Consider the following 23,952-nt stretch of genomic DNA (forward strand, 5'->3'; position numbering starts at 1 on the left):
CAGATTGAAGTGCGAAGTTATTAATAATGTGAGCAATAAAAACGCTCATTAATGCTTTATCTTGTATAATATTGCAAAAAAAGGAGTTGCATGTCTATTACGCTAATTAACAACGAGACTAATGAAAAGTTTGAGTTTGAAACTATTCCGCGCACAAGAGGTCCTCTGGCGGTGGATTTTTCTAAGCTGTATGAAACTGCTGGAATCGTTTCTTATGATCCAGGTTACTCCTCTACGGCTGGATGCCAGTCTACTATTAGCTATATTGATGGCAAAAAGGGTGAGCTTTACTATAAGGGTTATCCTATTGAGGAACTGGTAGCCAAATACAAGTATGTAGATGTGTGTAAACTTTTACTCACCGATGAGCTGCCCAAAAATGAGGAAGAGTCTTTAGCCTTTGAATTAGAATTGCGCCACAGAAGTTTTATCCATTCTACACTCATGAACATGTTTTCAGCCTTCCCCACTAATGCCCACCCTATGGCTAAACTCAGTAGCGGGGTTTCTATTTTAGCCACCCTCTATTTTGAACATGACACCATGAAAAATGAGGAGGATTACCAGACTATGGCTAGGCGTATTGTGGCTAAGATGCCTACTTTAGCAGCCATTTGCTACCGCAATGAAATTGGCGCGCCCATTATTTACCCTGATGTAGGCCGTAACTATGTGGAAAATATTTTATTTATGCTACGGGCTTATCCCCATGAGCGCTTGCGCTACACCACAAGGGGTGAAACACAGATCACTCCCCTAGAAGTAGAAGCCTTTGATAAGATTTTGACCTTACATGCCGATCACGGGCAAAATGCTTCCTCAACAACCGTGCGCAATGTCGCCTCTACAGGGGTACACCCCTATGCTGCTATTAGTGCGGGGATCTCTGCACTCTGGGGACATTTGCATGGCGGGGCTAATGAAAAAACCTTGATCCAACTCCAAGAAATTGGCGATGTGAAGAATGTGGATAAATACATTGCCCGCGCTAAGGATAGAAACGATCCCTTTAGACTTGTAGGCTTTGGGCACCGGGTGTATAAAAGTTATGACCCCAGAGCGCGGATTTTAAAACAACTCAAAGATGATTTACAGGCTAGGGGCATTAAGATGAATCCAAGACTTGATGAAATTGCTGCTAAAATTGAGGAAGTTGCCCTTAAAGATGATTATTTTATTGAGCACAACCTCTATCCTAATGTGGATTTTTACTCTGGCACTATTCTAACAGCCCTTAAAATCCCCACCCGCTTTTTTACCCCCGTCTTTGTGATTGCGCGCACGGTGGGCTGGTGTGCCCAACTTCTTGAGCATGTCAAAAATCCTAAAGCGCGCATCACACGCCCCAGACAAGTTTATATGGGTAGATAGTTGTCGTTGTATACCCGTGTTTTAGGGCTTTTTAGACCCGCTCCTTTTTTTATCGCCTTGCTTTTTTATAGCATGATCTCTTTGATCATCTTCCATGTGCCCCTCTTGCACTACATTACAGATCACAAGGGGGGATTTGGCATTATTTTTAGCCTAAGCATTGCCTACATTTGCACAACCAACATGGTTTTAGTGGCTCTCTCTTGTTTAGGTCTTAAATTTTTGCGTATAAGTTTAGCTTTTTTAACCCTTTGTAACGGGATAGCGCTTTATTTTATCAAGACTTACCGCGTGTTTTTAACCAAAAGCATGATGGGCAATGTTTTACACACTAATTTTTATGAAACCAGAGACTTATTAGGTTTGCATCTAGGGTTTTTCATGCTTTTAGGTTTGGCTTTAGGGAGTTTGTTTTTTTTTATCCCATCAAGAATACAACACTCAAAAATAAATCTCTTATTTTTCTAGGCTCAGCCTTGCTCTTTTTTACTTGGAGTTTTACCCACGCTAAGCAGTGGCTTTTTTTAGATAAGCATGCTAAATACATAGGAGGGTTAACTCTACCCTATAGCTATAGTATCAATTTAATCCGTGCTGCTTTTAACTCCCTGAACACCTCCCCCCCTAAACTTTTTTCTAACGCTAAGGCACAAAGCAAAAACCAAGTCGTGGTTTTAGTCATTGGGGAAAGTGCAAGACGGGCAAATTATGGCATTTATGGTTATAACAGACCCACCACACCCAAATTACAAGCACGATTAAACAGCCATGAAATTCTAGCCCTTAAAGCCACTTCTTGTGCCACTTATACCACCGCTGCGCTGGAGTGTATGCTCAGCTCTAAAAAAGGCTATGAAAATTTACCCTCTTTTTTGCACAGACAGGGAGTTAGTGTGGTGTTATTAAGCCTTAATAATGCCGAACCACCCATGCGCATTGATTGGCATCCTAAAAAATACAAGTGGCAAGAGTGGCTACACTCTTTAGGCGTGCCTCCCCCCTTTAATTTTGATGAAGCATTAGCCAAATCTCTTCCTTTTTTACTTAAACGCTATGAAAATAACCTTTTAGTCATTTTGCACCTCAAGGGCTCACACGGCCCACTTTATGTAGATAAAGTGCCTCCAAATTTTGCCCCCTTTAAGCCCATTTGTACCCACAAAGAACCCCACACCTGTAGCCTTCCTAGTCTAATTAATGCTTATGATAACACCATTGCCTATAACGATTTAGTACTCGATCTTTTAATCCAAGAATTAGAACAAAGCAAACGACCCGCCTTACTGCTTTACATGAGCGATCATGGCGAGAGTTTAGGCGAACATGGCATGTATTTACACGGCACACCTTTTTTAATTGCCCCTGATTTTCAAAAACAAATTCCCTTTATTATCTTTACTCATGGCTTTAAACCCTCCCACCTCCCCTCAGATCAAATTTCTTATACCCAAGATATGATTTTCTCAAGTATCTTAAATGCCTTTGGCATGCAAAAAAGCAACGCCTACAACCCCGCATGCGATCTATTCAAATGAAATTTAAAACCCTCTATTTACAAAGCTTTCCTAAATACCTCCCCATTAAAAGCCTCATCTGCTTTTTTTTAATCTTTCTTATCGGAGTGATTACCCCCTTTCCTAAAGTACCCAAACAAGAGCGCGTACCGATAGTCTTTGAGATCACAGAACACTACGCTCGCTTTGTGCCTACTTTACTCTCCTTTGCCTACCCCATATTTAAAAAAGATCCGGTAGGTTTGATTCAAATTATCCATGTAAGCATCGCCACCACCCTTACCACACACTCTCTTAAATGGGCGCTTAATTCTGTACGCCTTTTTGATCGCCGCCTAGGGCAAAGACCCAATGGGGGGAGTAAAAACATGCCAAGTGGGCATTCCTCTATGATTTTTTGCGCACTGGGTTTTTTAGTGCGCCGTTATGGTGCTCTTTGGCTGTGGTTTTTACCTCTAGCTTTTTTGACTATGGGTGCGCGTATTTACTATAACGCTCATACTATCGGCGCGCTTTTAGCCGGTCTAGCTGTGGGGGTGATCTGTGCGCTTTTTTTAACTAGTCCTAAAGAAAAATCCAAGTTTTAACATAAGTTTCTTTTTATTTCTCTATTTAAAAATCCATTCACACCCGCCCCACATTTAGCGGTTGTAGAGTTAAGCTTGCAGGTTTATAGTGCTAGGGTAAGAATTTTACTTGCGTTTATAAATCTCTGGATGGGTGGTTTTAAAACGCCTGTGAAACCAAAACCAGCTTTCCGGATGCTCTCTAATAATTTGCTCACTCAAACTTGCTTGGGCTTGCGTGGCTTCTAAAATATCTGCTTGGCTATCCTCTGTATTTTTGGCTCTAATTGGGGGATAGTAGCGTACATAGTAGTGGCTATAATCCTCGTTAAAATCAATGATCACGGCCACAATATCTATATTAAAGCGCCTTGAGAGCAAAGAGGCGATAGTGGTGTGTGTGGCCTCTTCTCCAAAGAATTTAACCACCACGCCCTCTTTAGGCGAAATATTTTGATCGACTAAAATCCCTACTAAACCCCTGCCTTGATTATAAATTTTTAATAGCTCTTTAAACGCCCCTGTTTTATTGATAAAGCGCACTCCAAAATCCTCGCGGTGTTTGATCAAAAGGCGATTAATCGCTTCTATTCTTGTCAAACGACCCAAAGACCCGCGGTAATATTGGCTGTAATACTGCGCTAAAGAAGTCCCCACCGCCTCCCAGTATCCAAAATGCATGCCCATTACCACCGCTTGGTTATTTTGCTCTAAAGACTTAAGTACATTTTCCTCATCAATGCGGGTAAAACGCGCGTCATAAATATCTTTTTTCAAAAACACCACCCGCATGCTCTCTAGAATCATAAAAGCAAAATTAGAATAACCCCGCCTAATAATGGCTTTTTTTTCTGCTTCGCTTAAGCTATCTTTAAAAGCAAAATCTAAATTAGCTTTGGCATCAAAATAACGCCGTCTATCTAGTTTGGCTAACACAAAACCCACAAAATGCACACAACCCACAAACCAGCGATGGGGGATTTTAGCCAAACAAAAGCCTAGTAAATTTGTAATCCACTCTAGCGCGTAGATACAAAAAATCTGCCATTCTTTCTTTAATACTTCTTTCATACCTTCCTTTCTAAAACCTGTAAAATCGCCTCTTTAATCGCAATAGGGGGGATCTCTTGGATAGAAAAATCTTTTTTGTCGTAGTTGGCTTTAGGATTGGCACATAAATAAACATGCCCCTCTCCTTCTAATTTAAAACGCTCAGAAGGGGTGTTGCCATAAAGAGTTACTGAGGGGATATTAAGCGCCCAAGAGAGGTGTACCACGCCTGTATCCCCACCCACCACTACAGAGGCCTGTGTGATCACAGATTTAACCTGATTTAAAGTCAGAGGGGGGAGTAATTGTGTGGGCAAATGGGGGTTAAGTTTTTCATAGAGTTCTTGGGCTTGCTCTCTTTGCTTGTGGGCTAAAAGCCACACTTCTAGCGCATACTCTTTTAAAGCAAGCCCTAATTCATAAAAACGCTCTAAGGGGTAGGTTTTATTAGGCCTAGAGGTTTCAAGCACAAAGAGCACTTTTTGGGAGTCTTTTTTAATAAAATCTAAAGGAGGGCATGGGGGGCAGAAGAAAGCTTGTTGTCTTTTTTGCAAACAATTTTGCCAATCACAAGGTAAGTAGAGGAGATTAAACGCCTCTTGCAGGATTTTTTGGTTGCGCTTGAGAATGTGCTGCTGATAGGGAATGTGCACTGTATGGCTGTAAAACAAACTGGCTAGTGATTCTCTAATAGATTGCCTATCAAAGCCTATAAATTGCCTCTTTCTTAAGAAAAAACCTAGTAAGGCAGATTTGATCAAACCTTGCATGTCAATGACTAAATCAAAAACACCTAAAGATCGCAAACTTTTATAAAAGCGCCAGATTTTTAAGGGGTTTTTAGAGTGTAGGGTTTTTTTATAGGGCAGAGCGTGCAACATATCAATACAGGGGCAGTTTTTTAAAAGGGGCGCAAAGGTTTCATCAATAAACCAGTGGATTGTTACCTTGTAGCGTTCTTTAAGAAAGGGCAAAAAAACAGCGCTTAGCACAACATCACCCAGAGAAGAAAGCCTAATAATAGCAACGGTCATACAAACTCAATAGAAAGAGCAACGGGTTTAACAAGTTTACCCACCATTTCCTGACACAAATAAGGATCGCTTTGGCAGTGAATCTTAAGGGTTTTATTCTGGAGGCTGTAGTGTATTTTAGGAAGGCGAATCAAACATAGACTTTCTGCTAGACCTAAAAGAAAGCTAAGCCATTGCAAGGTGAGAATGGGGGGCATAATGGCGCTTAAATGGGCGATATTGCTATCTTTGGGGATTTTTTTATGGCTAAATTGTACTAAAAGACAAATAATTGCCCTATCTTGGTGAGAAAAGCCATAACTTAGAGCGTTTAAACTCAAATAAGCGCTGTGTTTATGGGCATTGTAGAAATTTAAGATTTTGCCAATGCTAGAGAGTTGCCCGGCGATTTTAAGGTGGTAGAGGTATTTTTCATCTACGCCATGTAAGGGTTTGAGGGCTTCAAATAATTTAACACATTCCTTTTTAACCTCTTGGCTGTGTTTGGAGTGGGGTAAAAAGCGATCAAGCAGAGAAAGTAAAGAGGGATTAATGCCCTTTGGAAAGCTATGGTTATGCGATCTAAGCATGTCGCTTAAAAACACGCCTTCGCGCACACCCACCCCGCTAGCCACCACCACGCTTGCCTTAAAATACTCCAAAAGCATGGTAAAAATAAGTGTCCCACTTCTAATGCTATCAATGCGATCCTCGCCTACTCCTAATTCTTCTAACTCTGTATCAGAACTTGTAATGATTTGGGTTAAAAGCTTGAGATTGGGGGCAACTTGCATTTCAAAGCCGTGTACGATCTCAATGGGGTAGTTACTCTGCAACATCACCACTTTAGCCAAAGCGCGGATTGTCCCACCTACACCAAAAATACAGGTTGTTTTAAAATGGGAGGGGATTTTGGCAAATTCGGTGCGGATAAAATCTCTAGCTAAACTTAAATTACTTTTTTTATCAAAGAAAAGCTCTTTTAAGCGGATTGTGCCTAAGTTGAGTGAAATTAAATCCTTGATCTTGCCATTTTCAATAAGAGCACACTCGGTACTTCCCCCGCCAATATCAACAGTAATCCCGTCTCTGCGGTGTAATAAATTGGCGCAAGCAACCCCTCCATAAAACGCCTCTTTAGCCCCATCAATGACTCTAACCTGCAGGCCACACACCCGTTTAACTAAAGCGATAAATTCTTGAGCATTGGGCGCATCGCGTACTGCAGAAGTGGCCACGCATAAAATCTTACGGCTTTTATATTTTTGCGCAATTTCTTTAAAATCATTTAAGGCCCGCAAGGCGCGTTTCATGGGGTTTTTTTGCAAAACTCCCTTGTGTTCGTAAGTACTCTGAGAGATACGCACCTTAGATTTGATCTCATAGAGTAGATAAAATCCAAATTGGCTAGTCTTTTTAAAGATAGCCATGCGTACAGAATTTGAACCAATATCAATAACCGTTGTAACCTTTGCCATGAAGGGTTAGATTTTTTCTTGGAGAGTCAGGTATTTATACTGGAGTTCCTCTTGGCTTTCTGTATTGTGTGGATCAAGAATGATCGCATCCACAGGGCACACACTCACACAACCGGGCTCATCGCTATAACCCACGCATTCTGTGCAACGATCCGGATCAATGCTATAAATCGGATCATCTTGATCAATAGCATCTGTGGGGCATTCCTCACGGCAAGCATCGCAGGCGATACATTCTTGATTAACTAGTAAAGACATATAAAACTCCTTGTATTTTAGGGATTTTCAAAGACAACAGACAAACTCACCCCCACTAAAGCCTTTTGGCAAGCTTGGGGTTTTTTAATACCCATGTCAATTTTATAAATAACCGGGAAACATTGCTTAAGCCAGCTTGTAATCTCTAATAAAGCCTCCTCTAAAAGCCCATAATGGGCTGTGGAAAACTTATTTTGTACCACTTCTAAAACATCCATGTAGTCTAAGTATTCAGGGGCTTTTTGTTCTTTAGCAGGTGTGTAGCGATAATCAATACACAAATCCACAACAATGGGCTGGGGGTTTTTCTGTTCGCTCTCAAGAGTGCCAATAATAACCTCTAGCTGGTAGTCTTCTATGTGTAGCGTCATGGAATTAGAGTACCTTTTTTTCCTGCCCGCTTAATAGTTTTAATAAATTAGGCCAGTGCTTATAAAGCGTGATACAAAAAACAAGCACCATAGGGGTTTGTGTACCCACTTGACTTAGAATATTAATAGAGGCGGGTAGCCCTAGTTTAGGCAAAAAGAAAATAAGAAGAGTGGCGCTACCCACCCCTACAATGGAGGCCAAAGAGGAAATTTTTAACACTTTGCCTACAAAAGCCCAAAGAGCTAGCCCTAATAAACTCTCTACTGGGATTAACAGTACCACCGCACCCATTGTAGTACTCACTCCCTTACCCCCACTAAAGTTTAAATAAGGTGAATAACAATGCCCTATAATGGTTAAAATAGCCACCATCCACTGGGCTGAAAAATTAAGCCCGGCAAGTTTAGCAAGAAATACCGTAAACACTCCCTTTAATAAATCCAGCAATAAAACTGCCGTGCCTATTTTCTTGGCTTTAGAAGAATCAATGGTAGTTACTACGCGCATGACATTAGTCGCGCCAATGCCTTTACTCCCCTGTTTAGTAATATCTACATTGTAAAGCACCTTCATGATCACATAACCAAAAGGAATCCCTCCAATAAGATAACTAAGAACATAAAAAATCACATTGATATTAGTAATAAATACCAAGAAATTCTCCATCAACCACCTCTACTTAAATTGGGCGCATTATAACACATTTAAAAGGTGCGGGTATAAGGACCTGTTATCCATACACCCTGATTCCCTAATAAAAAATTGACCTTATAACCTTCTTTGATCCCTTGCTTTTTATTCTTTAAAGTGTGTTTGATAACTAGTTCTACAGGTGGGAGTTTTAGGGCAGTGTTAGGCTTAACTTTAAAGGCTAAAAAAAGCGGGCGATTATGATTAAAATCCCAACCTGTGCGCCATCTGGGCAGAGTCGTTTGGCTTTTAAGCAAACGATTACCCACCTGCACCTCAAAAGAGGCTAAATAGTAGGTACCGGGTTCTAAAAAGCGGCTTTCAATCTTAGCCTTTTTAAAAGTATCGCGCCAGAGTAAAAAAAACCAATTATTGCTCCCCAGTACAAATTCCTTTGAATTCTTTTCCCCTAGTTTGCGCCAATAAGTTTTAACCGCTGAACCTTGATAGCCAATATCAAAAGTAACCAAACTAGCAGTATGGGAGGGTTTTAGCGCGCATCCAAAAAGCAATAAAATAAAAAACAAGCGAAATATCTTCATGTCTAAACTATAGTACGCACGCCCTTTCAAAGATTAGCCGGTATCTTTTAATTTCTTTTTAGTTTTAAATCTTTACTGGCTAAAAAAATATCCACTTCTTTAGCATGCCCTAGCAATAAAAGAATATCGCCTTGCTTGAGAATCAGAGGGGATTGTAAATTGTACTCCCACTGGTTAGCATGTTTGAGGGCTACAACTTTGAGGTCTGCTTTAAACGATTCTAGAAAATCTTGTAAAGCCATATCCGCATGGGTTGCATCTACACTTAAACGCACCATGCGCATATGAGTTGTGATTTCCATGACATCTAAAAGCGGGTTTAAACTTAGTCCCTTCACTAATCTTTTAGCCGCATCTCTTTCTGGATAAATCACGCGATCTGTGCCAATTTTAGAAAGGATTTTTCCATGAATTAGAGTAGAGGCCTTTGCAATCACTTCAGAAACACCGCATTCCTTAAGAGCCATGACGCTTAAAATGGAGGCTTCTACATTTTGCCCGATACTCACAATAGCCGTATCTACTTGGGCAATTCCGGTATCTTTAAGCGCTGCAATATCTGTAGTATCAATAATAAAGAGATTATCACAAATCCCTCTAAAATTTTTAATGCTATCTTGATTAATATCAGCTGCGATTACTTGTTCTCCATTTTCTATCAATCCGCGCGCTACATGCGATCCAAATTTGCCCAAACCTAAAACCGCATAAGTATTCATAAGACCACTCCTTCTTCTGGATATTTAACGCTATGTGTCTTGCTTTTACGCACTAAAGCCATGCTAAAGGCTAAGACGCCCACCCTTCCCATAAACATTAAAACCATTAAATATAGCTTACCAAAATGGCTAAAATTAGCCGCTAAAGAAAGATCGCCCCCATTGCCTGTACTAGCCCCTACTGTGCCAAAGGCTGAACAAACCTCAAAGAGTAAATTGATGAAAAACTGGTTGTGCCTATCCTCTGTAGCGCTTAAAACCATGATAGAGATAGTGATATAAAACATGGCAATGATGAAAATTAAAAAAGATTTTTTCACAAGGTCTTGAGGGATAGCGCGTTGGAATAAAACCACTTCTTTATCTTTAAGAGCGCAATAAGCATAACCAAGTAACAAAGTTAGGGTTGTAACTTTAATGCCTCCTGCTGTACTCCCCGGTGCTGCTCCAATTACCATGAGTAAGGAACTAAAAAATAAGCTTTGATCATGCAAACCGGACATATCAATGGTGTTAAAACCTGCCGTTCTAAGATTAACTGATAGGAAAAACACACTCATGATCTTATGTGGCCAACTTAAAGTACCTATGCTAGTAGGATCATCCCACTCAAAGAGCAATAAAACCGCCATACCAAGCAGAATACAAACGCTTGTAGCGATGAGTACGATGCGCGCATGGACACTGAGTCGTGAGTGTTTGTTATAATTATAGCATTCATTCAACACCAAAAACCCTAGCCCCCCTAGAATAATCAATGCACAAATAACCAAATTCACCGCTACATTATCCCGGTAATCTGCCAAATTAGAGGAAAATATACTAAAACCGGCATTATTAAAAGCCGAAATTGCGTGGAAAATCCCCGCCCAAAATGCTTGTTTAAAAGGCATTTTAAAGATAAAACAACCCGTTAAAACTAAAGCCCCAATTCCCTCTATAACTAAAGTGAAAATAAAGATCTTTTTTAAATAAGCAATAACCCCCTGCATGTTTGGATAATCTAATGATTCTTTGAGTAAAAGCCGCCCTTTAAAATTGACCTTTTTACCAATGAGTAAAAGCAAGAAAGTAGCTAACCCCATGTAACCAAAGCCACCAGCTTGAATCAAGCCTAAGATCACAGCCTGCCCATAGCCTGTTAGATCAGTAGCCGGATTAATTGTAATGAGCCCAGTTAAACAAACCGCTGAGGTAGCCGTGAAAAAGAGATCTAAAAAAGCAATGGGTTTAGTGTGCATGGGAGTAAGCCCTAATAAAACAGCCCCCATAAGAGCTAAGAATACATAGCTGATAACAATGCTTCCAAAGATTTTATTCACAACCGCTATCTAATCCTAGAATTAATGCGTGTTGAAAAATTCTTGGATTTGTGTAGTTTGGTGGGTTTTTAATAAGGCTAATTGTAATAGCACGCGGGCTTTTTGGGCATTAAGATTATCAGGGGTAACAAAGCCATAAGCTAAATCATCAACTTCTCCTAACTCCACTACTCCGCTTCCGGTACGGCTTGCGCGCACCACAACAATTCCTTGTTTTACCGCCTCTGCCATAGCCTCAAGCATAGCGCTACTAGGATTGCCATTACCCATACCAGCCACCACAACCCCCATAACCCCTTGATTTATAGCTGCTTTTAATGAAGAAACACCACAATCTACATGGGTATAAACTAAAGCAACTGGGGGGAGGGGTTGTAAACTAGTTAGGGCTAACTGGCTTTGTAAAGTGTGTTTTCTTAAGGGTTGCATGTAGAAGTGTACTTTTGCATAATAAACACTCCCTATAGGCCCACAATTTGGCGAAATAAAGGTATGTAAACTGCTGGTATTAGATTTGGTTACTTCGCGTGCTGCGTGGATAGTATCATCCATAGCCACTAAAACCCCCTTGCCCGCACTCTCAGGGTGGGCGGCTATGGCTAAGGCGTTATAAATATTTAAAGGCCCATCTGCGCCCATGCTTGAGCCATTACGCATCGCCCCTACAAGTACCACCGGTTTATAAGTTTGCACGGTTAAATTAAGAAAATAAGCACTCTCTTCCATAGAATCTGTGCCATGCGTGATTACAAAACCTTTTATATCTTCTCTAGCTGCTAGGGTGTGGATTTGTTCTAATAATTCAAACCAAATGGAGGCGCTAATATCTTGTGAGCCGACATTGCTCACCTGCTGGCTTTCAACACATACCCCCTCTGGAATTTTTAAAGATTGCATGAGATCAGAAATTCCAACCTGAGCACTTTTATAAGTCCCGCCTGTAGAACTCTGCCCAGCCCCTGCAATTGTCCCACCTGTAGCTAACACCATCACCTTTTGCACGCACTAACTCCTTTTAGAAGCATTTTATCTAAATACGCTTAATCGTGTAAAAGAAACTAGGAAATCTCTAAAAACTTTTGGGTTGTTTTAAGTTGGCGCATTTGTAAGGCTAAAGTTTGTTGCTTTTGTTTAAGGCGCTCAATCGTAGTGCCAATCAATGTTTTAGCGCTCTCTAAAACCTCCAAATCTAAACAGCTGTGATCTAAAAATGGGCAGGCTTCTACTAGATAAGAGGCTTTTTCTAAATTATCCTCTAGTAGCGCAATTTTAAGTTCATCGGCCCAATTCATGTTGGTGAATCTCTCTCCAAGCTTCTAATAGCCCTTTGGCTACGCGCATCACTAAATCGATCTTGCTACAGTCATTTTCTACATTGGCTTGGGTTAGTACTTTAATTTGGTGGGTATACAGCCCTGTTAAATACACCGCAACTTCTCCACCTCTTTCATAATCTAGGATATTTAGAAGTTCTGTAAAGATATCCGTTACCTTATTAATGTAAGTGATTTTTCTCTCAATATCCTCCGCTTCCATGTAACGCTTGGCTTGGGCGGCAAATTTTAAGATACCTTCATAGAGCATCTCAATGAGTTTAGCCGGAGACTCTACCGTTACGGCATTTTGCTGGTACATGCTGTATGCATTTGCTTTAAACATCATTTTCCCTTTCAGATTTTAATTCTTTTTAGCGGCTGCTTGATCGATCATCATCTGCACCGCATCAAAGGATTTATTTGCCTTAGAAATACGCTCATCATAAGCTGCAAAGCGTTCTGCCATCATGTCATAACGGGTTTTAAGCATCTCCATTGCATTCTCCTTATCTCTTTTTAAGTTTTTAGCGTCTTGATCTAAAGAATCCTCGTATAACTTCAATCTCGCGTTACCACCATCGACCAAACCTTGTAAAACTTTATCTAACTTGATAAAAATCCCGTCTTGGTGAATCTCCTTACCCCCCATACTTTTAACATCGCCACCATAGAAAAAATCTTGAGCGGCTTGTGGATCGGCATTAAGCGCGTTTGTAAGTCTGCCCTCATCTAAACTCATCTTTCCATGCTCATCAAGTGTAATCCCATATTTCATGAGACTATCTACACCCTTAGCTGTTGTGATTGTAAAAGCAATGGCATTATTAATTGATGAGCGAATTGTGCGGATATCCCCCACGCCGTTAAACACGCCCGCAATTTTAGTATCTGGATCGTAACGGGTTGTTTCATCTAATTTAGGGATCAATGCATTATAGGCTTTGACAAATTCTTTAACATGATCAACAATGGCCTTGCTATCACGGGTAATACTAATAATGGCTGGTTTACCCGGTTCAGTTTTGGCTAATAAACTTAAAGAGACGCCGTTAATCACATCGTTTACTTCATTTGTAGGGCGGGTGATCGTTGCGCCATTGTAAGTAAATCTAGCATCAGAGGCACTTTGTAGCTTTTTAAAAGCAAAGAGATCGTGTAATTTAGCATAAGATTGGCTTAAGCCCTCAGACAAACCTAAACTATTTACAGCCGCTTTACCATCAGCTCCCACACCGGTTATACGCAACTCGCCGCTTTCACTATTAAGGATTAATTTCCCGTCTGTACCTACAGAAGCGTGTAACCCCTGAATGCCATTAATGGCTTTAACAATGGCTTGAGCGTTAACATCGCTAGAATTGCCCGCTGCAGTGATAGCCCCTAAATTAATAGCTTGCCCATTAAAATTAATAGTGCCCTTGATTTGACCGGATGCAATTCCTGTTGTACCTTTGAGTAAATCTTCTTGATCTGATTTAGTTTTAATAAAACCTAGTTCAGCTGCTTTAGCCCCCCCAACCTCAACTTCTAACCCTCTTTGATCATTAAGCACTAAAGATTTGCCATCATTAATTAAGCCGATATTGATTTGTCCGCTATCTACTAGGTCTTTGGTTTGTGCATTATCCTCTAGGGCTTTTTTAATAGCTGTTTGCAGGGCTTTATTTTTATCTTGTACGGAGGCCTTATCAAGATTAAGGCTAATAGGGATTTTAACCACCCCACCCTTCTCATCTCTAACCTTGATAAAAAAATCATCTTCTGTACTTTTTCCATCTGCAGTAGCGCCCCCTATGGCTAAATTAATAGGCGCATCACTAGCAAGTGTAGAAATCACACTAGAGCCAAAATACAAGCGGTTATTAGCCCCGGGGTTTTTGGTGTTAATCATTAACTGGTAGGGTTTATCCCCCCCGGTTTTCATCACAATCCCCATCACCTCGCCTCCCGTAGCATCTGTAATGGCTTGGGCGACATCGCCTACACTCATGCCAGCCTTAATATCCACCGTGTAGTTCTTATTATTGGTATAAAAGTGTAATTTAGTGTTGGCTTGGCTAAAGGCATCATCGCGATCTCTAAAATGTGTACCCACTTCATTAATATCGCCTTGAGCCAGATCCTCAACTTCTACTTTAATATCTTGCACAGGGATACCCGGGCTTACACTAGCTTTAAGCGCTCCACTGCTCACGCTACTACTGCGGCTTGTATAAGTTGAATAATCCGTTAAGGCACTAACGGGCGCTTTAAGATTGGCAAGCAAAGTTTTAATCTCAACCAAAGCTTTTTGTTTTTCAAGATTGACTTCCATTTTTCGATCAATGGGAGCCACCATAGTTTTTTCATCAGCGCTTTTAAGCTTATCAATCACATCGTAGTTTAAAACTTTGCTCCCAATCCCTAAAGAACTTAACTTTCCAATCGCCATGTTTCACTCCACCTAGTGAACTCTAACCTCTTTTATCAAAGATAATCCCCACAATATCATGCATTTTTTCTGCCAACTTAATCACCTCTTGCGAAGGAATTTGACGGATAATCTTATCTCCATTTGAATCCTTGATAGTAACCACTAAACTGCGAATCTCTTCATTGTAGCTAAAGGTCAAATCAGATCGAATCCGTCTCATTTCCTCGTTGAGCTCTTTGCTTAGCTTCTGCAAATCCTGTTCCTTTGGAGGCGAGACTTCTTGTTTAACCTCTGGCTTGACTTGTTTAGATAAAGAGACCTGATCAGCGTGGACAACTTGATCGGGGTGGTGTGTATCTAGGTGGGTCGTAAGAGCCGTGGAGATAGTCCCAATTTCACTAGACACGGGCATTCCTTATTAGATTATTTACCCAATCTAGATCGGCACTCCCTTATTTTTGTTTATACTAGACTTATTGTGTCCGCGCGATGATTTCTAAGGGATTGATGTGTTTATCTCTAAGCGTTACTTCAAAACCCAAGCGTTGATCGATACGGCCAATCACATAACCTTTTTGTATTCTAAGTCCATGTTTGATCGTGGGGGCGATTTTATCTAACTGAGAATAGATTGTGTGCATGCCATCTTTATGCTCAATGATGATAACTTTTTTAAGAATCGGCACTTCTTTAGCATAAACCACCCGCCCATCAAAGATATTGCGTACAACGGCATTAGGTTTAGTAGAGACAAGCGTAACAGATTCATTAAAAACTTTAAGCTTATAGACTGGATCAAAATAAGGGCCAAATTTTTGCACAATCCTATAGCTAGCTAGAGGCGCGATGGTTTTAGGCCCCGTATAAGAGATAGTCACAATATCACGATAAGAACTAGCCACTTGCCGTACTTCTAAAGGCGCTTCTATACCATCAATAGAGGGTGTAGGGGTTTTTAGTTTGCTTTTACGCTGTTTTTCTAATTCTTTTTCTTTAATAATATTAAGCGAGGCTAATAGCTGATCTAATCCCCTGCGCTCTTTATCTAAAGTTTCTAACTTTTTATTATAAACCACCAATTCAGCGCGCATATTTTCAATTAATTTCTTTTGCGCAGACACCATGCTTTGTAAATTCTGTTTGCGATCTCTTTGCGCATTAATAGCCGCGCTGATTTGGTTAATGTTGTTTGTGATTTGGGCAATTCTAGCGCTAATTTGCTCCTCTTGTAAAGTGAGATTGGCTAGTTGCGTCCGTGAATTTCTGTTGAGATAAGTAAAAACGGTTTGTAAAATAATATCCTCAGTGCTAGCCAAATGCTGTTTATCCAAAACCATAGCAAATAAAATATCTTTTAATAAGATATTAGTCATCGCATCTTGGATTTTATGGCGACTCTTTTTCAAATTTTCTAAAAAAATGCGGTGTTCCTCTAAAGATTTTTCTTGGGCGAGATTTTGGACTTGGTTTTTATCAATATTTCTTTGGATACCCTGAATTTGTCTGGATAGCTCCTTACTTTGCTGGTATTTTTGATTAATTGCATTCCCCAAGCTATTTAAATGGTTACTGAGTTTGGTTTTTTCTAAAGTGGTTTCTTGTAGTTTACTTTGATTAAAGCTAATATTTTTATCAATTTCCTCAATTGCCTGCCCGTATAATGTTCCTACAAATAAACACCATAAACCCACTTTCCATGTTTTCATACCGCTCTCCTTTGAATCACAACCACCCACACGCACACCAAAGATACGCTGATTGAAGCGCTTAAAAAAATGAATAGATCTTCTTGCCATATAAATAGATCGTGATCGATCTCTAAAACTTGTAAAATCATTTGGAATTTCTCTTGCATAGATAAATATAAACTTCCCAATGCAACAACTACGCTAGCTAAAATTGAATCTATTAAAGCTAATTTGAATAAAAAGCCATTTTTAATACGCATAGGCGCTCCTAAAAGCTCCATGATCTCAATGCGTTTAGCATATTTTAAATTCCACACGCTGATTTGTTTGATCAATAATAAAACAGAGAGAATCACCACAATAGAGGCAAATGCTAGGGTATTCTTTTTGAGTAGCAATAAAAGCCTATATTCTTGATCATGGGTTTTACTAAAAACTTCTACTTTCTCCACACCCGGAATTCTAAGGAGTTTTTTATGGATAGCATCTAGTTGCTCTAGAGTAGGAAACACGGCTAGTTTTAGAGAATAAAAGAGGGGTAGACTCTTTTTAAGATTAGCGATATTGGCTTGGGTGAAGTTTTGCTTAAGTCTTTCTAATAGAGTGTCTGGACTAATTAAAGTTAAAGAAGCGCTGTTGGGAATGTTCTGGCGGATAAACTGCAAAGAAAGGGGTTGTCTACTAACAATGGTAATGGCATAATTCTTAGACAATTTATCCTCTCTAATACTAACGGCGCGTTCCACAAATAAAATACTTTCTAAACTAAATAGCAAGGCAATCAAAGGGAGGAGAAAAGCCAAATGCTCCTTAAGTGTATTCATGTATCTCTCCATCCTTGATATAAATCTTGCGATAAGGGATATTAAAATTACTCGGAATTCTGTGCGTAACCACCACAATTGTAATATCTAGTTGTTTATTAGCCCCCTTTAATAAGCTCCAAATCATATCACTAGAATAGTCATCTAAATTACCCGTAGGCTCATCGGCTAGAATTAAAAAGGGCTTATGGGCAATGGCTCTAGCCATAGCCACGCGTTGTTGTTCGCCTCCGCTAAGCTCTAAGGGATAGCGATTAGACTTATAAAGTAAATCCACATGGGCTAAGAGTTTTTCAGCCTGAATACTGCATTCTTCTTTTTTATAGCCATTGATAATCATAGGCAATTTAATATTTTGCTCCACCGTCCATTCTTCAATGAGTTTATAATCTTGAAACACCACCCCAATATTGCGCCGCAGCTCGTTGATAAAAGTTTTAGAAGCCTTGTTAACACTGATATTACACACCTCCAAATCTCCGCCTAAAATAGGCAAATCCCCATATAAAGAACGCAGTAAAGTACTCTTTCCACTCCCACTAGCCCCCGAAATAAACACAAAATCCTTGCGTTCGATCTTAAAATGCGCGCCCTTAATCACCCATTCATCGCGCTTATAACCTAAAGATAAATCTCTAGCAAAAATAATACTGCTCAAAGTACACCTCCTACCCCAATATTTCCTCTAACTTTTGGTGAGCATAGCGGTGGGCTTTTGTGTTAAAAGGCAAACCCCCTATATACTCTAAACTCCCTTTATTTTTATCCAATACAAGAACTTTATTCAAGGGTGCTTGGAGATCCCCTAGACTCACCACCAGTAGCCACAAATTCTTATATTCTAGCACATCTACAACTTTCAAAAAGTAATCTTGCTCTATAACCTGATTGTGCCACAAAGTACAAGCCTTAAGAAAAGGGTTAATAGAAATTTTTGTAGTGCATTTCAACAGCAAGGGTTGTTGTGATTTATCCGGCATATCCTCTATTTGTAAATGCAAATCATAAATATCTTTATGCTGTCTCTTCCAACGGGCTTCATACTTGCTTACTACCATTTTCTGCGCGCTATTTTTAAAAATTTGCATGGTGCAATGGGGTAAATCAAGTGCTAAATGTAAACTCTCTTTGAAATAATCAAGATTATCTGTTCTAAGCCATAACAAGCTTTTGGGGCGTAGTATAGCTAGCATGTGCGCAAGGGTTTTTGCAGTCCAAATACGGCGTTGTGGATTTTTAGGCCAAGGCACTGGAAAATGTACATCTAAACCCACACAGCGCTTTGGTAAAACTTCTAAAAGGGTTCTAGCATCGGCATAGGTGATATAAAGATTTTGTAGCCCTAAGATTTTAATCTGGCGCAACACTTGTTCTATAGAGGGTGTATGCACTTCCACACCGATATAAAATTCCTCTGGATTAGACATGGCTTTATTTAATAAGTGGCGGCCTGATCCAAAACCAATTTCAAGATGAAAAGAAGAAGGGATTTTAAAAACACTCCAATCAATTAAACAAGCGCAAGGCTTAACTAGATCAAAGCCTAAATTCCCTTCTATATTTTGGCAATAACGCGCTAAAACATGGAGGGCTTGTTTGAGAATACTAATAGGAATAGGCCGTGTGGATTTTTCCCCTTTAAATAAAAGCCCTCTTTCTTGTTTTATCTTTAGAATACAAAAATCATAAAGCCCATGTTCACTAGGATAATTCACACGCAACATGCTTAAGTGTGGATTTCTCAAGCTTCTAGCTTCATAAAGAAATATAAACCCTCTTTCTTCAAAGGGAAAAGCAGGTAATTTAGCACTACTAGCGATCAAATGTGGCATAGGCTACATAAAAATACCCTGTATTTAGCGATCCAAACGCAACTCTACTTCTTTACTTGGCCGCGATTCTAACCCGTCTGCATCTACACTCACCACCTGATAGCGGTATTTTCTGCCACTTACCATATTTTTATCAATAAATTGGGTATTTAAAATATTGCCAAACCTTAAGGGCTGAGAATTAGAATTGCCATCAAAACGATAAACCGCGTAATCTTTTACCCGTCCATCTTGGATACTCTGCCACTGAATAATAGCCCGTCCATCTTCAATCGTGCCCTTAGTGATAACAGGCGTTGTGGGTCGTGGTAAAGTCATGCCACTAATTGCTCCAGCTGGCATAGCCCCCTCTAGTCCATATTTATCCACAGCCACTACTTTATAAAATCTTTGTACTCCATCTAAATCTACTAAGTCTGTATAATTTGTATTTTTCGTCTCTGCAATGCTTTTAAATTTTCCATCTGCATGATCGGCTGCATAGATTCTATAATCCACAACATCGCTTTGCTCTGAAGGACTCCATGTAAGTTTGATCTTGCGTGTTAGATCTGTACTAGCCTGCACATTAGATAAATCTCTAGGCGCAGCTTTTGTTCTGCCCACCACCACTACACTAGGTAAAGACTTAGCGCCTTCAAAACTTTCAGCAATCACGCGGTAGCGGTGCTCTTGTCCATCTGGTAGATTCTTATCAAAATACTCCACATACAACCTGTTTTTAACCACCCCAATATTAGAAAATTTCCCATCAGGACCCTCTCTTTGGATAATATAGCGCGAAATGCTTGGGTTAGGGTGTGGACTCCAAAAAATTTTAACCTCTTTGGGCCCCTCTTGGCTAGCAAAAACACTTTCTACAGGGTTAATATAAGATGTATTCACACTAATGGCCTGAGACATGTTAGAAACCCCGCCATTTTTGCCAATGGTAGCGATTTTGTAATAATACTGCGTCTGTGGCGTTAAACCCTCATCGTAGTAATGGGTGGCAAGTGGATTTTTAACCACTCCCACCCGCCTATAGGTCTGATCTTTTTGCATGCGATAGATCGCAAAACCATCAATAAGAGAGGGGACAGAGATAGGTTGCCACTCAAACCCTACAGATTGTACATCATTAATTGTTTTAATGCCCTCAACTACTGGTAAATTCGCATCAATTGTTTCTTCTCCCTTGAGGAATGAGAGGGTGTGGTTTTTATGAGGGGTTGAACAGTTCACAAATAGCAGTGTCAAACAAGTCAAGAATATAATTTTCCCGGATGAGGCCATCCCAAGCAACCCCTTGAAATTCTTTTTCTAGGCATTCTACCATATCCTCTAGAATTTGGGCTTTAAAAAGTAGTTTCTCTTGGCTTGTAGGGTGGGTCATATAGAGTAAATAAGCATGCAATAAAATACGCCCCTTGTAGTTATCTTTTTTCCCATATAGGCTATCCCCTAAAATGTGGCGACCTAAACTTTCTAAATGGGCGCGTACTTGGTGTGTACGGCCACTGTATAACTTAGCCGCAATAAGCTGGATTCCTCGCGCATTGCTAAGCAAAGGAATAAAATCTGTTTTAGAATACCTGCCTCCTTTGATATTTTGTCTTAGCGCGTTTAAATTAGTCATCTTTAAACGATTTTTAGGGTGTCGCCCTAAATAACACTCCACACGCACAGGTTTTTTTAAAGGTTCTGTAATGAGGGCTAAATAATAACGCCCCATTTCTCTTATTTGTAATTGGGTGGCTAAGTTAGCATGGGTGGTGTTATTTTTAGCAATCACAACTGCCCCACTTGTATTTTTATCTAAGCGGTGCACAATACCACAGCGTAATGCACCACTAAGAGTAGAAAGAGTAACCCCCTTAGCTTGTAAATAATCCACTAAAGTGGGTTCGTGTAGACTTGTGGCCGGGTGCATCGCCAAATAAGGGGGTTTATTAAGCACTAAAATATCCTCATCTTCATAAAGAATTTCTATTTTTAAATCCGTAGGCTTATAAACTTCTAGGGGCGCTTGAGAGGGTTTTAACACCACCTTATCGCCTATTTTAAGCTTTAATCCTCCCTTTAAAATTGTTTTATCATTAACCTGTACCCGTGAGGACTTAATGCATTGTAAGATTTGATTTTTTGCCACCCCTAAGGATTGAGTTAAAAAAGTGTCTAAGCGCTCCTCTTGCATAGCAATAAAAGTGCGTTCAATTTGTACCATTGCTATCCATTATTGTTGTGATCTTATCCTTAAGATTTTAGGCTAAGCCTCTAAGCACCATGCCCACATACTCCACTATTCCTTTAAAATAGACTTCATTGTCTTTTAAGCACAAGCTTAGCTTTTCTTGGCTGGGGGGTATGAGGGTGGCTTGTGGCATTAGATTATGTTCTTTATAAGCAGCCATAAAAACAGCAGCCATACCTGTACCACAAGCTAGGGTAATATCCTCAACTCCTCTTTCATAGGTGGCTAGTTGGATCGTGTGATTATCTATAACACAGGCGATATTGACATTGGCATTAAAACGCTCCCGCAGTGTTTGCATTAAGGCTATCTTAGTGCTAGGAATTTGTTTGAGAGAGGGCACGAAATGTACTAAATGAGGCACGCCGGTATCTAATAAAAACCAAGTTTTCCCCTCTAAATTGAGGGTTTGTAACCATTTGGGTACACCTAAATTACTTTCTACTAGGGCTGATGTTTGGCCTAAACTTTGCACCTCTACCCGGATAACTCCAGCCTTACTTAAAAAAGCATGCTGGCAGGGGGCTAAACCTTGTTTGTAAGCATAAAACCCAGCACAACGGCTAGCATTCCCACACATGCTAGCCTCGCTCCCATCAGCATTATAAAACTCCCAAGTGTAGGCTAATTCATGATGAGGGAGCAACACCACTAAACCATCTGCACCAAAACCATAATGGCGGTGGCAAAGTTGCTTGGCTAGCGCGCTATAATCACCTGATTTAAATTGGCTAGTAATTAAAAAATCATTGCCACTTGCGCAGTACTTATACAGGTGCATGCTTAACCTTTTTAGGTATTATAGTGCAAAAAATGGGTTAAATGGATGCGACCGGTATACTTCTTTTGGCTTCTTTTTGGCATTGCTTTTTATTGGATGCTTTACCTGTATGAGGATTTCTTAATGGATTTACTCATTGCTGGGTTACTTTGTGTAACTGTGTTTTGGCTTAAAGAATTTTTTGATAAACACATGCGCAATCTTTTTAGCTCTTTGCTCTGTGTATTAGTGCTATTAAGTTGTCTGGTTATTCCGCTTTATTTTCTTATTTATAAAAGCATGGATTTTATCTTCCATCTAAATTTAGAACGGCTCTCTTTCTTTATCAATAAATTTAAAACCGATCTACTGATGTATGTACAAGACTTCCCCACCTTTAGCCAATACGCGCATAAGATTTTATCCAATGTTTCTGCGCAGGCTGTCATGTCTTATATTTTGCATTTTAGTAGCGATATTGGCAAGTATAGCTTGAAATTTGCTAGCGATACGGTGATGGTTTTGGTATTTCTGTTTTTATGTTTTTTCTATGGACAGACTTTTTATAGTTATATTTTAGAAGTACTCCCTTTTGAAAAAATCCAAAGCAAGGGTATTTTTAGAGAAGTAGCCGGAATTTTACGGGTGGTATTACTCACCTCTGTTATTAATGTTGTACTGCAAGGGGTTGCTTTTGCGGGGCTTGTGGTGTGGTTTAAACTTGATTGGCTCTCTTTGGGGGTTTTATACGGATTATCCGCGCTCATTCCTATTGTAGGCGGGGCGTTAGTGTGGATACCTGTAGCGCTTTATGAGATGTACCGGGGTAATCTCACAGGCGCGGTGGTGATTGCGCTTTATTCTCTTATTTTAATCGGAGGGTTAATTGATAGCTTAATTAAGCCATGGCTTATTGGGTTTATCAAACGGCGGGTACTTAAAATTTCTCTTAAGATCAATGAAATATTAATATTCTTTTCTATTCTGGCTGGCATTAGTAAATTTGGATTTTGGGGAATTGCTGTAGGCCCAACGATCACCGCCTTTTTTATCGTGCTCTTGCGAGTCTATGAACAAGTCTTCACCTCCACAGCGCGCAAAATGCCCTCACAAGGAATTTAATTAATTTGATCGCCTTTTATACTCTTAATAATCTCTTGAAAAATCTTTAAATAGCGCAAGGGGTAAAGCGGCATTTTTGCTCCCACTTCTCAAAAGACAGGCAATCAAAAAATAACCCCAAAAATTTTAACGATCTTAGATTGGGGGTATCCCCCAATAGAAAAGTACCGTGGTTTTCTTTAAATATCTTAAATTTGTGGGGGTTGTCTTGCGGAATTGAAAAATATATTTGAGAGCCAAAAACAAAGATACAATAATCAAAAGCGCCTAATGCAAGATCGCAACATAAAAAAATATTTGCCCGAAGCTATAGAATACGCTACAGACATGGTAAAAATGGTGGCTGTGATATTCGAGCTTGCGAAGTGCCTTTTTTAGTGTGCATAGTGTGCCATGCACCCCTAAAGGGGTCGTTTCGTAAACTCACTTGCATAATGTGCCCTGCGGGGCTTTTGTTGTAGCGTGCTTATAAAGTTATCCAGGAAGCTTTATAAGCGCATGTTTGCGTATTTTTCTAAACATTATCACTTCCAGCTCCAGCCCCTAAAACTCCAGCCGTTCTCTTTGTTATATCTTTCTCTCCTTTTCTCCTCTTGCTTTTCGTGTTCTTTGTAAGCGTAATACCATTTTTCAGCGTCTTTATCGCTCAGTGCAGCGGATAAATCACAGCCCCCGTTTACATTGTCGATGACCTCCATAATTTTAGCGACAAGTTGCCCGTCTTTTTTGGGATTGCCGTCCTCGTAGGGTTTGAGAAATTCTCTTAAATCCTCTGTACACATGGTTATCATATCTGTATCCCGAGATGTGTTAGTTGGCTTGGTATTTGATATGGCTTATTGTTGTTGGGGTGGGTCTTTTGGGCAAGC

At 40.0% G+C, this 23,952-nt stretch carries 27 protein-coding genes; 5 read left to right on the forward strand and 22 right to left on the reverse strand.

The window, feature by feature from the left end; translation table 11 throughout:
• The first annotated feature begins 90 nt into the window (after positions 1-90).
• From G6Q06_RS00595 to lpxE, 4 genes are read left to right on the forward strand one after another with little or no spacing between them, the layout of a single operon-like run.
• Entirely contained in the window at positions 91-1,371 is a 1,281-nt protein-coding gene (locus G6Q06_RS00595; RefSeq protein WP_163534993.1) for a citrate synthase, read from the forward strand.
• The gene (locus G6Q06_RS00600) at positions 1,372-1,839 is read left to right on the forward strand and encodes a phosphoethanolamine transferase domain-containing protein (RefSeq protein WP_163563849.1); all 468 of its coding nucleotides are present in this window, start codon (positions 1,372-1,374) and stop codon (positions 1,837-1,839) included.
• A gap of 8 nt (positions 1,840-1,847) precedes the next feature.
• A complete protein-coding gene (locus G6Q06_RS00605) occupies positions 1,848-2,906 on the forward strand; it encodes a sulfatase-like hydrolase/transferase (protein ID WP_240328919.1) in 1,059 nt (352 codons plus the stop codon).
• Positions 2,888-3,472, forward strand: a complete 585-nt coding sequence (gene lpxE, locus G6Q06_RS00610) for a lipid A 1-phosphatase LpxE (protein ID WP_163563850.1) — start codon at positions 2,888-2,890, stop codon at positions 3,470-3,472. The genes G6Q06_RS00605 and lpxE overlap by 19 nt, the downstream gene beginning before the upstream one ends.
• A 105-nt stretch (positions 3,473-3,577) precedes the next feature.
• Here lpxE and G6Q06_RS00615 read toward each other — a convergent pair whose 3' ends face one another.
• From G6Q06_RS00615 to dapF, 21 genes are all read right to left on the reverse strand, one after another.
• Entirely contained in the window at positions 3,578-4,522 is a 945-nt protein-coding gene (locus G6Q06_RS00615) for a lipid A biosynthesis lauroyl acyltransferase (RefSeq protein WP_163563851.1), read from the reverse strand.
• Positions 4,519-5,535 carry a lipopolysaccharide heptosyltransferase I gene (waaC, locus tag G6Q06_RS00620; RefSeq protein ID WP_163565390.1) on the reverse strand — a complete coding sequence of 339 codons (1,017 nt, stop codon included), beginning with the start codon at positions 5,533-5,535 and terminating at the stop codon, positions 4,519-4,521. The genes G6Q06_RS00615 and waaC overlap by 4 nt, the downstream gene beginning before the upstream one ends.
• The gene (locus G6Q06_RS00625) at positions 5,532-6,992 is read right to left on the reverse strand and encodes a Ppx/GppA phosphatase family protein (RefSeq protein WP_163533048.1); all 1,461 of its coding nucleotides are present in this window, start codon (positions 6,990-6,992) and stop codon (positions 5,532-5,534) included. Before G6Q06_RS00625 ends, waaC begins: the two co-directional genes overlap by 4 nt.
• A 6-nt stretch (positions 6,993-6,998) precedes the next feature.
• Positions 6,999-7,250, reverse strand: coding sequence for a YfhL family 4Fe-4S dicluster ferredoxin (locus tag G6Q06_RS00630; protein WP_034377090.1), 252 nt, complete (start codon positions 7,248-7,250; stop codon positions 6,999-7,001).
• A gap of 17 nt (positions 7,251-7,267) precedes the next feature.
• The gene (locus G6Q06_RS00635) at positions 7,268-7,621 is read right to left on the reverse strand and encodes a dihydroneopterin aldolase (protein ID WP_163563854.1); all 354 of its coding nucleotides are present in this window, start codon (positions 7,619-7,621) and stop codon (positions 7,268-7,270) included.
• 4 nt (positions 7,622-7,625) lie between these two features.
• Positions 7,626-8,288: a glycerol-3-phosphate 1-O-acyltransferase PlsY gene (gene plsY / locus G6Q06_RS00640; protein WP_163533046.1), complete on the reverse strand. Its 663-nt coding sequence runs from the start codon at positions 8,286-8,288 to the stop codon at positions 7,626-7,628.
• Between the two features lie 38 nt (positions 8,289-8,326).
• Positions 8,327-8,854, reverse strand: coding sequence for a hypothetical protein (locus G6Q06_RS00645; RefSeq protein ID WP_205435694.1), 528 nt, complete (start codon positions 8,852-8,854; stop codon positions 8,327-8,329).
• A 47-nt stretch (positions 8,855-8,901) separates the two neighbouring features.
• Positions 8,902-9,573 (reverse strand): potassium channel family protein, encoded by a 672-nt coding sequence (locus G6Q06_RS00650; RefSeq protein WP_163565392.1) that lies wholly within the window; start codon positions 9,571-9,573, stop codon positions 8,902-8,904.
• Positions 9,570-10,895, reverse strand: a complete 1,326-nt coding sequence (locus G6Q06_RS00655; RefSeq protein WP_163563857.1) for a TrkH family potassium uptake protein — start codon at positions 10,893-10,895, stop codon at positions 9,570-9,572. Before G6Q06_RS00655 ends, G6Q06_RS00650 begins: the two co-directional genes overlap by 4 nt.
• A gap of 21 nt (positions 10,896-10,916) precedes the next feature.
• The gene (locus tag G6Q06_RS00660; RefSeq protein ID WP_205426661.1) at positions 10,917-11,885 is read right to left on the reverse strand and encodes an asparaginase; all 969 of its coding nucleotides are present in this window, start codon (positions 11,883-11,885) and stop codon (positions 10,917-10,919) included.
• A gap of 68 nt (positions 11,886-11,953) precedes the next feature.
• Positions 11,954-12,187, reverse strand: a complete 234-nt coding sequence (locus tag G6Q06_RS00665) for a hypothetical protein (protein ID WP_163565393.1) — start codon at positions 12,185-12,187, stop codon at positions 11,954-11,956.
• Entirely contained in the window at positions 12,171-12,554 is a 384-nt protein-coding gene (gene fliS, locus G6Q06_RS00670) for a flagellar export chaperone FliS (RefSeq protein WP_034377085.1), read from the reverse strand. Before fliS ends, G6Q06_RS00665 begins: the two co-directional genes overlap by 17 nt.
• Before the next feature lie 18 nt (positions 12,555-12,572).
• The gene (fliD, locus tag G6Q06_RS00675) at positions 12,573-14,642 is read right to left on the reverse strand and encodes a flagellar filament capping protein FliD (protein ID WP_163565394.1); all 2,070 of its coding nucleotides are present in this window, start codon (positions 14,640-14,642) and stop codon (positions 12,573-12,575) included.
• 22 nt (positions 14,643-14,664) lie between these two features.
• Positions 14,665-15,036 carry a FlaG family protein gene (locus G6Q06_RS00680; protein ID WP_163534981.1) on the reverse strand — a complete coding sequence of 124 codons (372 nt, stop codon included), beginning with the start codon at positions 15,034-15,036 and terminating at the stop codon, positions 14,665-14,667.
• A 61-nt stretch (positions 15,037-15,097) separates the two neighbouring features.
• A complete protein-coding gene (locus G6Q06_RS08385; protein WP_205435695.1) occupies positions 15,098-16,330 on the reverse strand; it encodes a murein hydrolase activator EnvC family protein in 1,233 nt (410 codons plus the stop codon).
• Positions 16,327-17,136 (reverse strand): cell division protein FtsX, encoded by an 810-nt coding sequence (locus G6Q06_RS00690; protein ID WP_163565395.1) that lies wholly within the window; start codon positions 17,134-17,136, stop codon positions 16,327-16,329. The genes G6Q06_RS08385 and G6Q06_RS00690 overlap by 4 nt, the downstream gene beginning before the upstream one ends.
• On the reverse strand, positions 17,123-17,794 hold the full coding sequence (locus tag G6Q06_RS00695; RefSeq protein ID WP_163498764.1) for a cell division ATP-binding protein FtsE: 672 nt from the start codon (positions 17,792-17,794) through the stop codon (positions 17,123-17,125). The genes G6Q06_RS00690 and G6Q06_RS00695 overlap by 14 nt, the downstream gene beginning before the upstream one ends.
• A gap of 10 nt (positions 17,795-17,804) precedes the next feature.
• Entirely contained in the window at positions 17,805-18,968 is a 1,164-nt protein-coding gene (gene trmB, locus G6Q06_RS00700; RefSeq protein ID WP_163565396.1) for a tRNA (guanosine(46)-N7)-methyltransferase TrmB, read from the reverse strand.
• Between the two features lie 24 nt (positions 18,969-18,992).
• Complete coding sequence (locus G6Q06_RS00705; RefSeq protein WP_163565397.1) at positions 18,993-20,243, reverse strand: fibronectin type III domain-containing protein; 1,251 nt, start codon at positions 20,241-20,243, stop codon at positions 18,993-18,995.
• Positions 20,170-21,165, reverse strand: a complete 996-nt coding sequence (locus G6Q06_RS00710) for an RluA family pseudouridine synthase (RefSeq protein ID WP_430734570.1) — start codon at positions 21,163-21,165, stop codon at positions 20,170-20,172. Before G6Q06_RS00710 ends, G6Q06_RS00705 begins: the two co-directional genes overlap by 74 nt.
• Positions 21,166-21,211: 46 nt before the next feature.
• Positions 21,212-21,982 (reverse strand): diaminopimelate epimerase, encoded by a 771-nt coding sequence (dapF, locus tag G6Q06_RS00715; RefSeq protein WP_163565399.1) that lies wholly within the window; start codon positions 21,980-21,982, stop codon positions 21,212-21,214.
• A gap of 45 nt (positions 21,983-22,027) precedes the next feature.
• On the opposite strand from dapF, the gene G6Q06_RS00720 reads away from it, so the two are divergent.
• Positions 22,028-23,083: an AI-2E family transporter gene (locus G6Q06_RS00720; protein ID WP_163533032.1), complete on the forward strand. Its 1,056-nt coding sequence runs from the start codon at positions 22,028-22,030 to the stop codon at positions 23,081-23,083.
• Between the two features lie 524 nt (positions 23,084-23,607).
• Here the strand turns inward: G6Q06_RS00720 and G6Q06_RS00725 are convergent.
• A complete protein-coding gene (locus G6Q06_RS00725; RefSeq protein ID WP_163565400.1) occupies positions 23,608-23,874 on the reverse strand; it encodes a hypothetical protein in 267 nt (88 codons plus the stop codon).
• Between the last annotated feature and the right edge of the window lie 78 nt (positions 23,875-23,952).

The organism is Helicobacter suis, assembly GCF_902196135.1.
GTDB classification, from domain to species: Bacteria; Campylobacterota; Campylobacteria; order Campylobacterales; family Helicobacteraceae; genus Helicobacter; species Helicobacter suis_A.

Coding starts and splice junctions, on each gene's coding strand:
- G6Q06_RS00595 (WP_163534993.1), top strand. CDS start 91: ATGTCTATTACGCTAATTAACAACGAGACTAATGAAAAGTTTGAGTTT.
- lpxE (WP_163563850.1), top strand. CDS start 2,888: ATGCGATCTATTCAAATGAAATTTAAAACCCTCTATTTACAAAGCTTT.
- G6Q06_RS00615 (WP_163563851.1), bottom strand. CDS start 4,522: ATGAAAGAAGTATTAAAGAAAGAATGGCAGATTTTTTGTATCTACGCG.
- waaC (WP_163565390.1), bottom strand. CDS start 5,535: ATGACCGTTGCTATTATTAGGCTTTCTTCTCTGGGTGATGTTGTGCTA.
- G6Q06_RS00625 (WP_163533048.1), bottom strand. CDS start 6,992: ATGGCAAAGGTTACAACGGTTATTGATATTGGTTCAAATTCTGTACGC.
- G6Q06_RS00630 (WP_034377090.1), bottom strand. CDS start 7,250: ATGTCTTTACTAGTTAATCAAGAATGTATCGCCTGCGATGCTTGCCGT.
- G6Q06_RS00635 (WP_163563854.1), bottom strand. CDS start 7,621: ATGACGCTACACATAGAAGACTACCAGCTAGAGGTTATTATTGGCACT.
- plsY (WP_163533046.1), bottom strand. CDS start 8,288: ATGGAGAATTTCTTGGTATTTATTACTAATATCAATGTGATTTTTTAT.
- G6Q06_RS00645 (WP_205435694.1), bottom strand. CDS start 8,854: ATGAAGATATTTCGCTTGTTTTTTATTTTATTGCTTTTTGGATGCGCG.
- G6Q06_RS00650 (WP_163565392.1), bottom strand. CDS start 9,573: ATGAATACTTATGCGGTTTTAGGTTTGGGCAAATTTGGATCGCATGTA.
- G6Q06_RS00660 (WP_205426661.1), bottom strand. CDS start 11,885: ATGGTGTTAGCTACAGGTGGGACAATTGCAGGGGCTGGGCAGAGTTCT.
- G6Q06_RS00665 (WP_163565393.1), bottom strand. CDS start 12,187: ATGAATTGGGCCGATGAACTTAAAATTGCGCTACTAGAGGATAATTTA.
- fliS (WP_034377085.1), bottom strand. CDS start 12,554: ATGTTTAAAGCAAATGCATACAGCATGTACCAGCAAAATGCCGTAACG.
- fliD (WP_163565394.1), bottom strand. CDS start 14,642: ATGGCGATTGGAAAGTTAAGTTCTTTAGGGATTGGGAGCAAAGTTTTA.
- G6Q06_RS00680 (WP_163534981.1), bottom strand. CDS start 15,036: ATGCCCGTGTCTAGTGAAATTGGGACTATCTCCACGGCTCTTACGACC.
- G6Q06_RS08385 (WP_205435695.1), bottom strand. CDS start 16,330: ATGAAAACATGGAAAGTGGGTTTATGGTGTTTATTTGTAGGAACATTA.
- G6Q06_RS00690 (WP_163565395.1), bottom strand. CDS start 17,136: ATGAATACACTTAAGGAGCATTTGGCTTTTCTCCTCCCTTTGATTGCC.
- trmB (WP_163565396.1), bottom strand. CDS start 18,968: ATGCCACATTTGATCGCTAGTAGTGCTAAATTACCTGCTTTTCCCTTT.
- G6Q06_RS00705 (WP_163565397.1), bottom strand. CDS start 20,243: ATGGCCTCATCCGGGAAAATTATATTCTTGACTTGTTTGACACTGCTA.
- dapF (WP_163565399.1), bottom strand. CDS start 21,982: ATGCACCTGTATAAGTACTGCGCAAGTGGCAATGATTTTTTAATTACT.
- G6Q06_RS00720 (WP_163533032.1), top strand. CDS start 22,028: ATGCGACCGGTATACTTCTTTTGGCTTCTTTTTGGCATTGCTTTTTAT.
- G6Q06_RS00725 (WP_163565400.1), bottom strand. CDS start 23,874: ATGATAACCATGTGTACAGAGGATTTAAGAGAATTTCTCAAACCCTAC.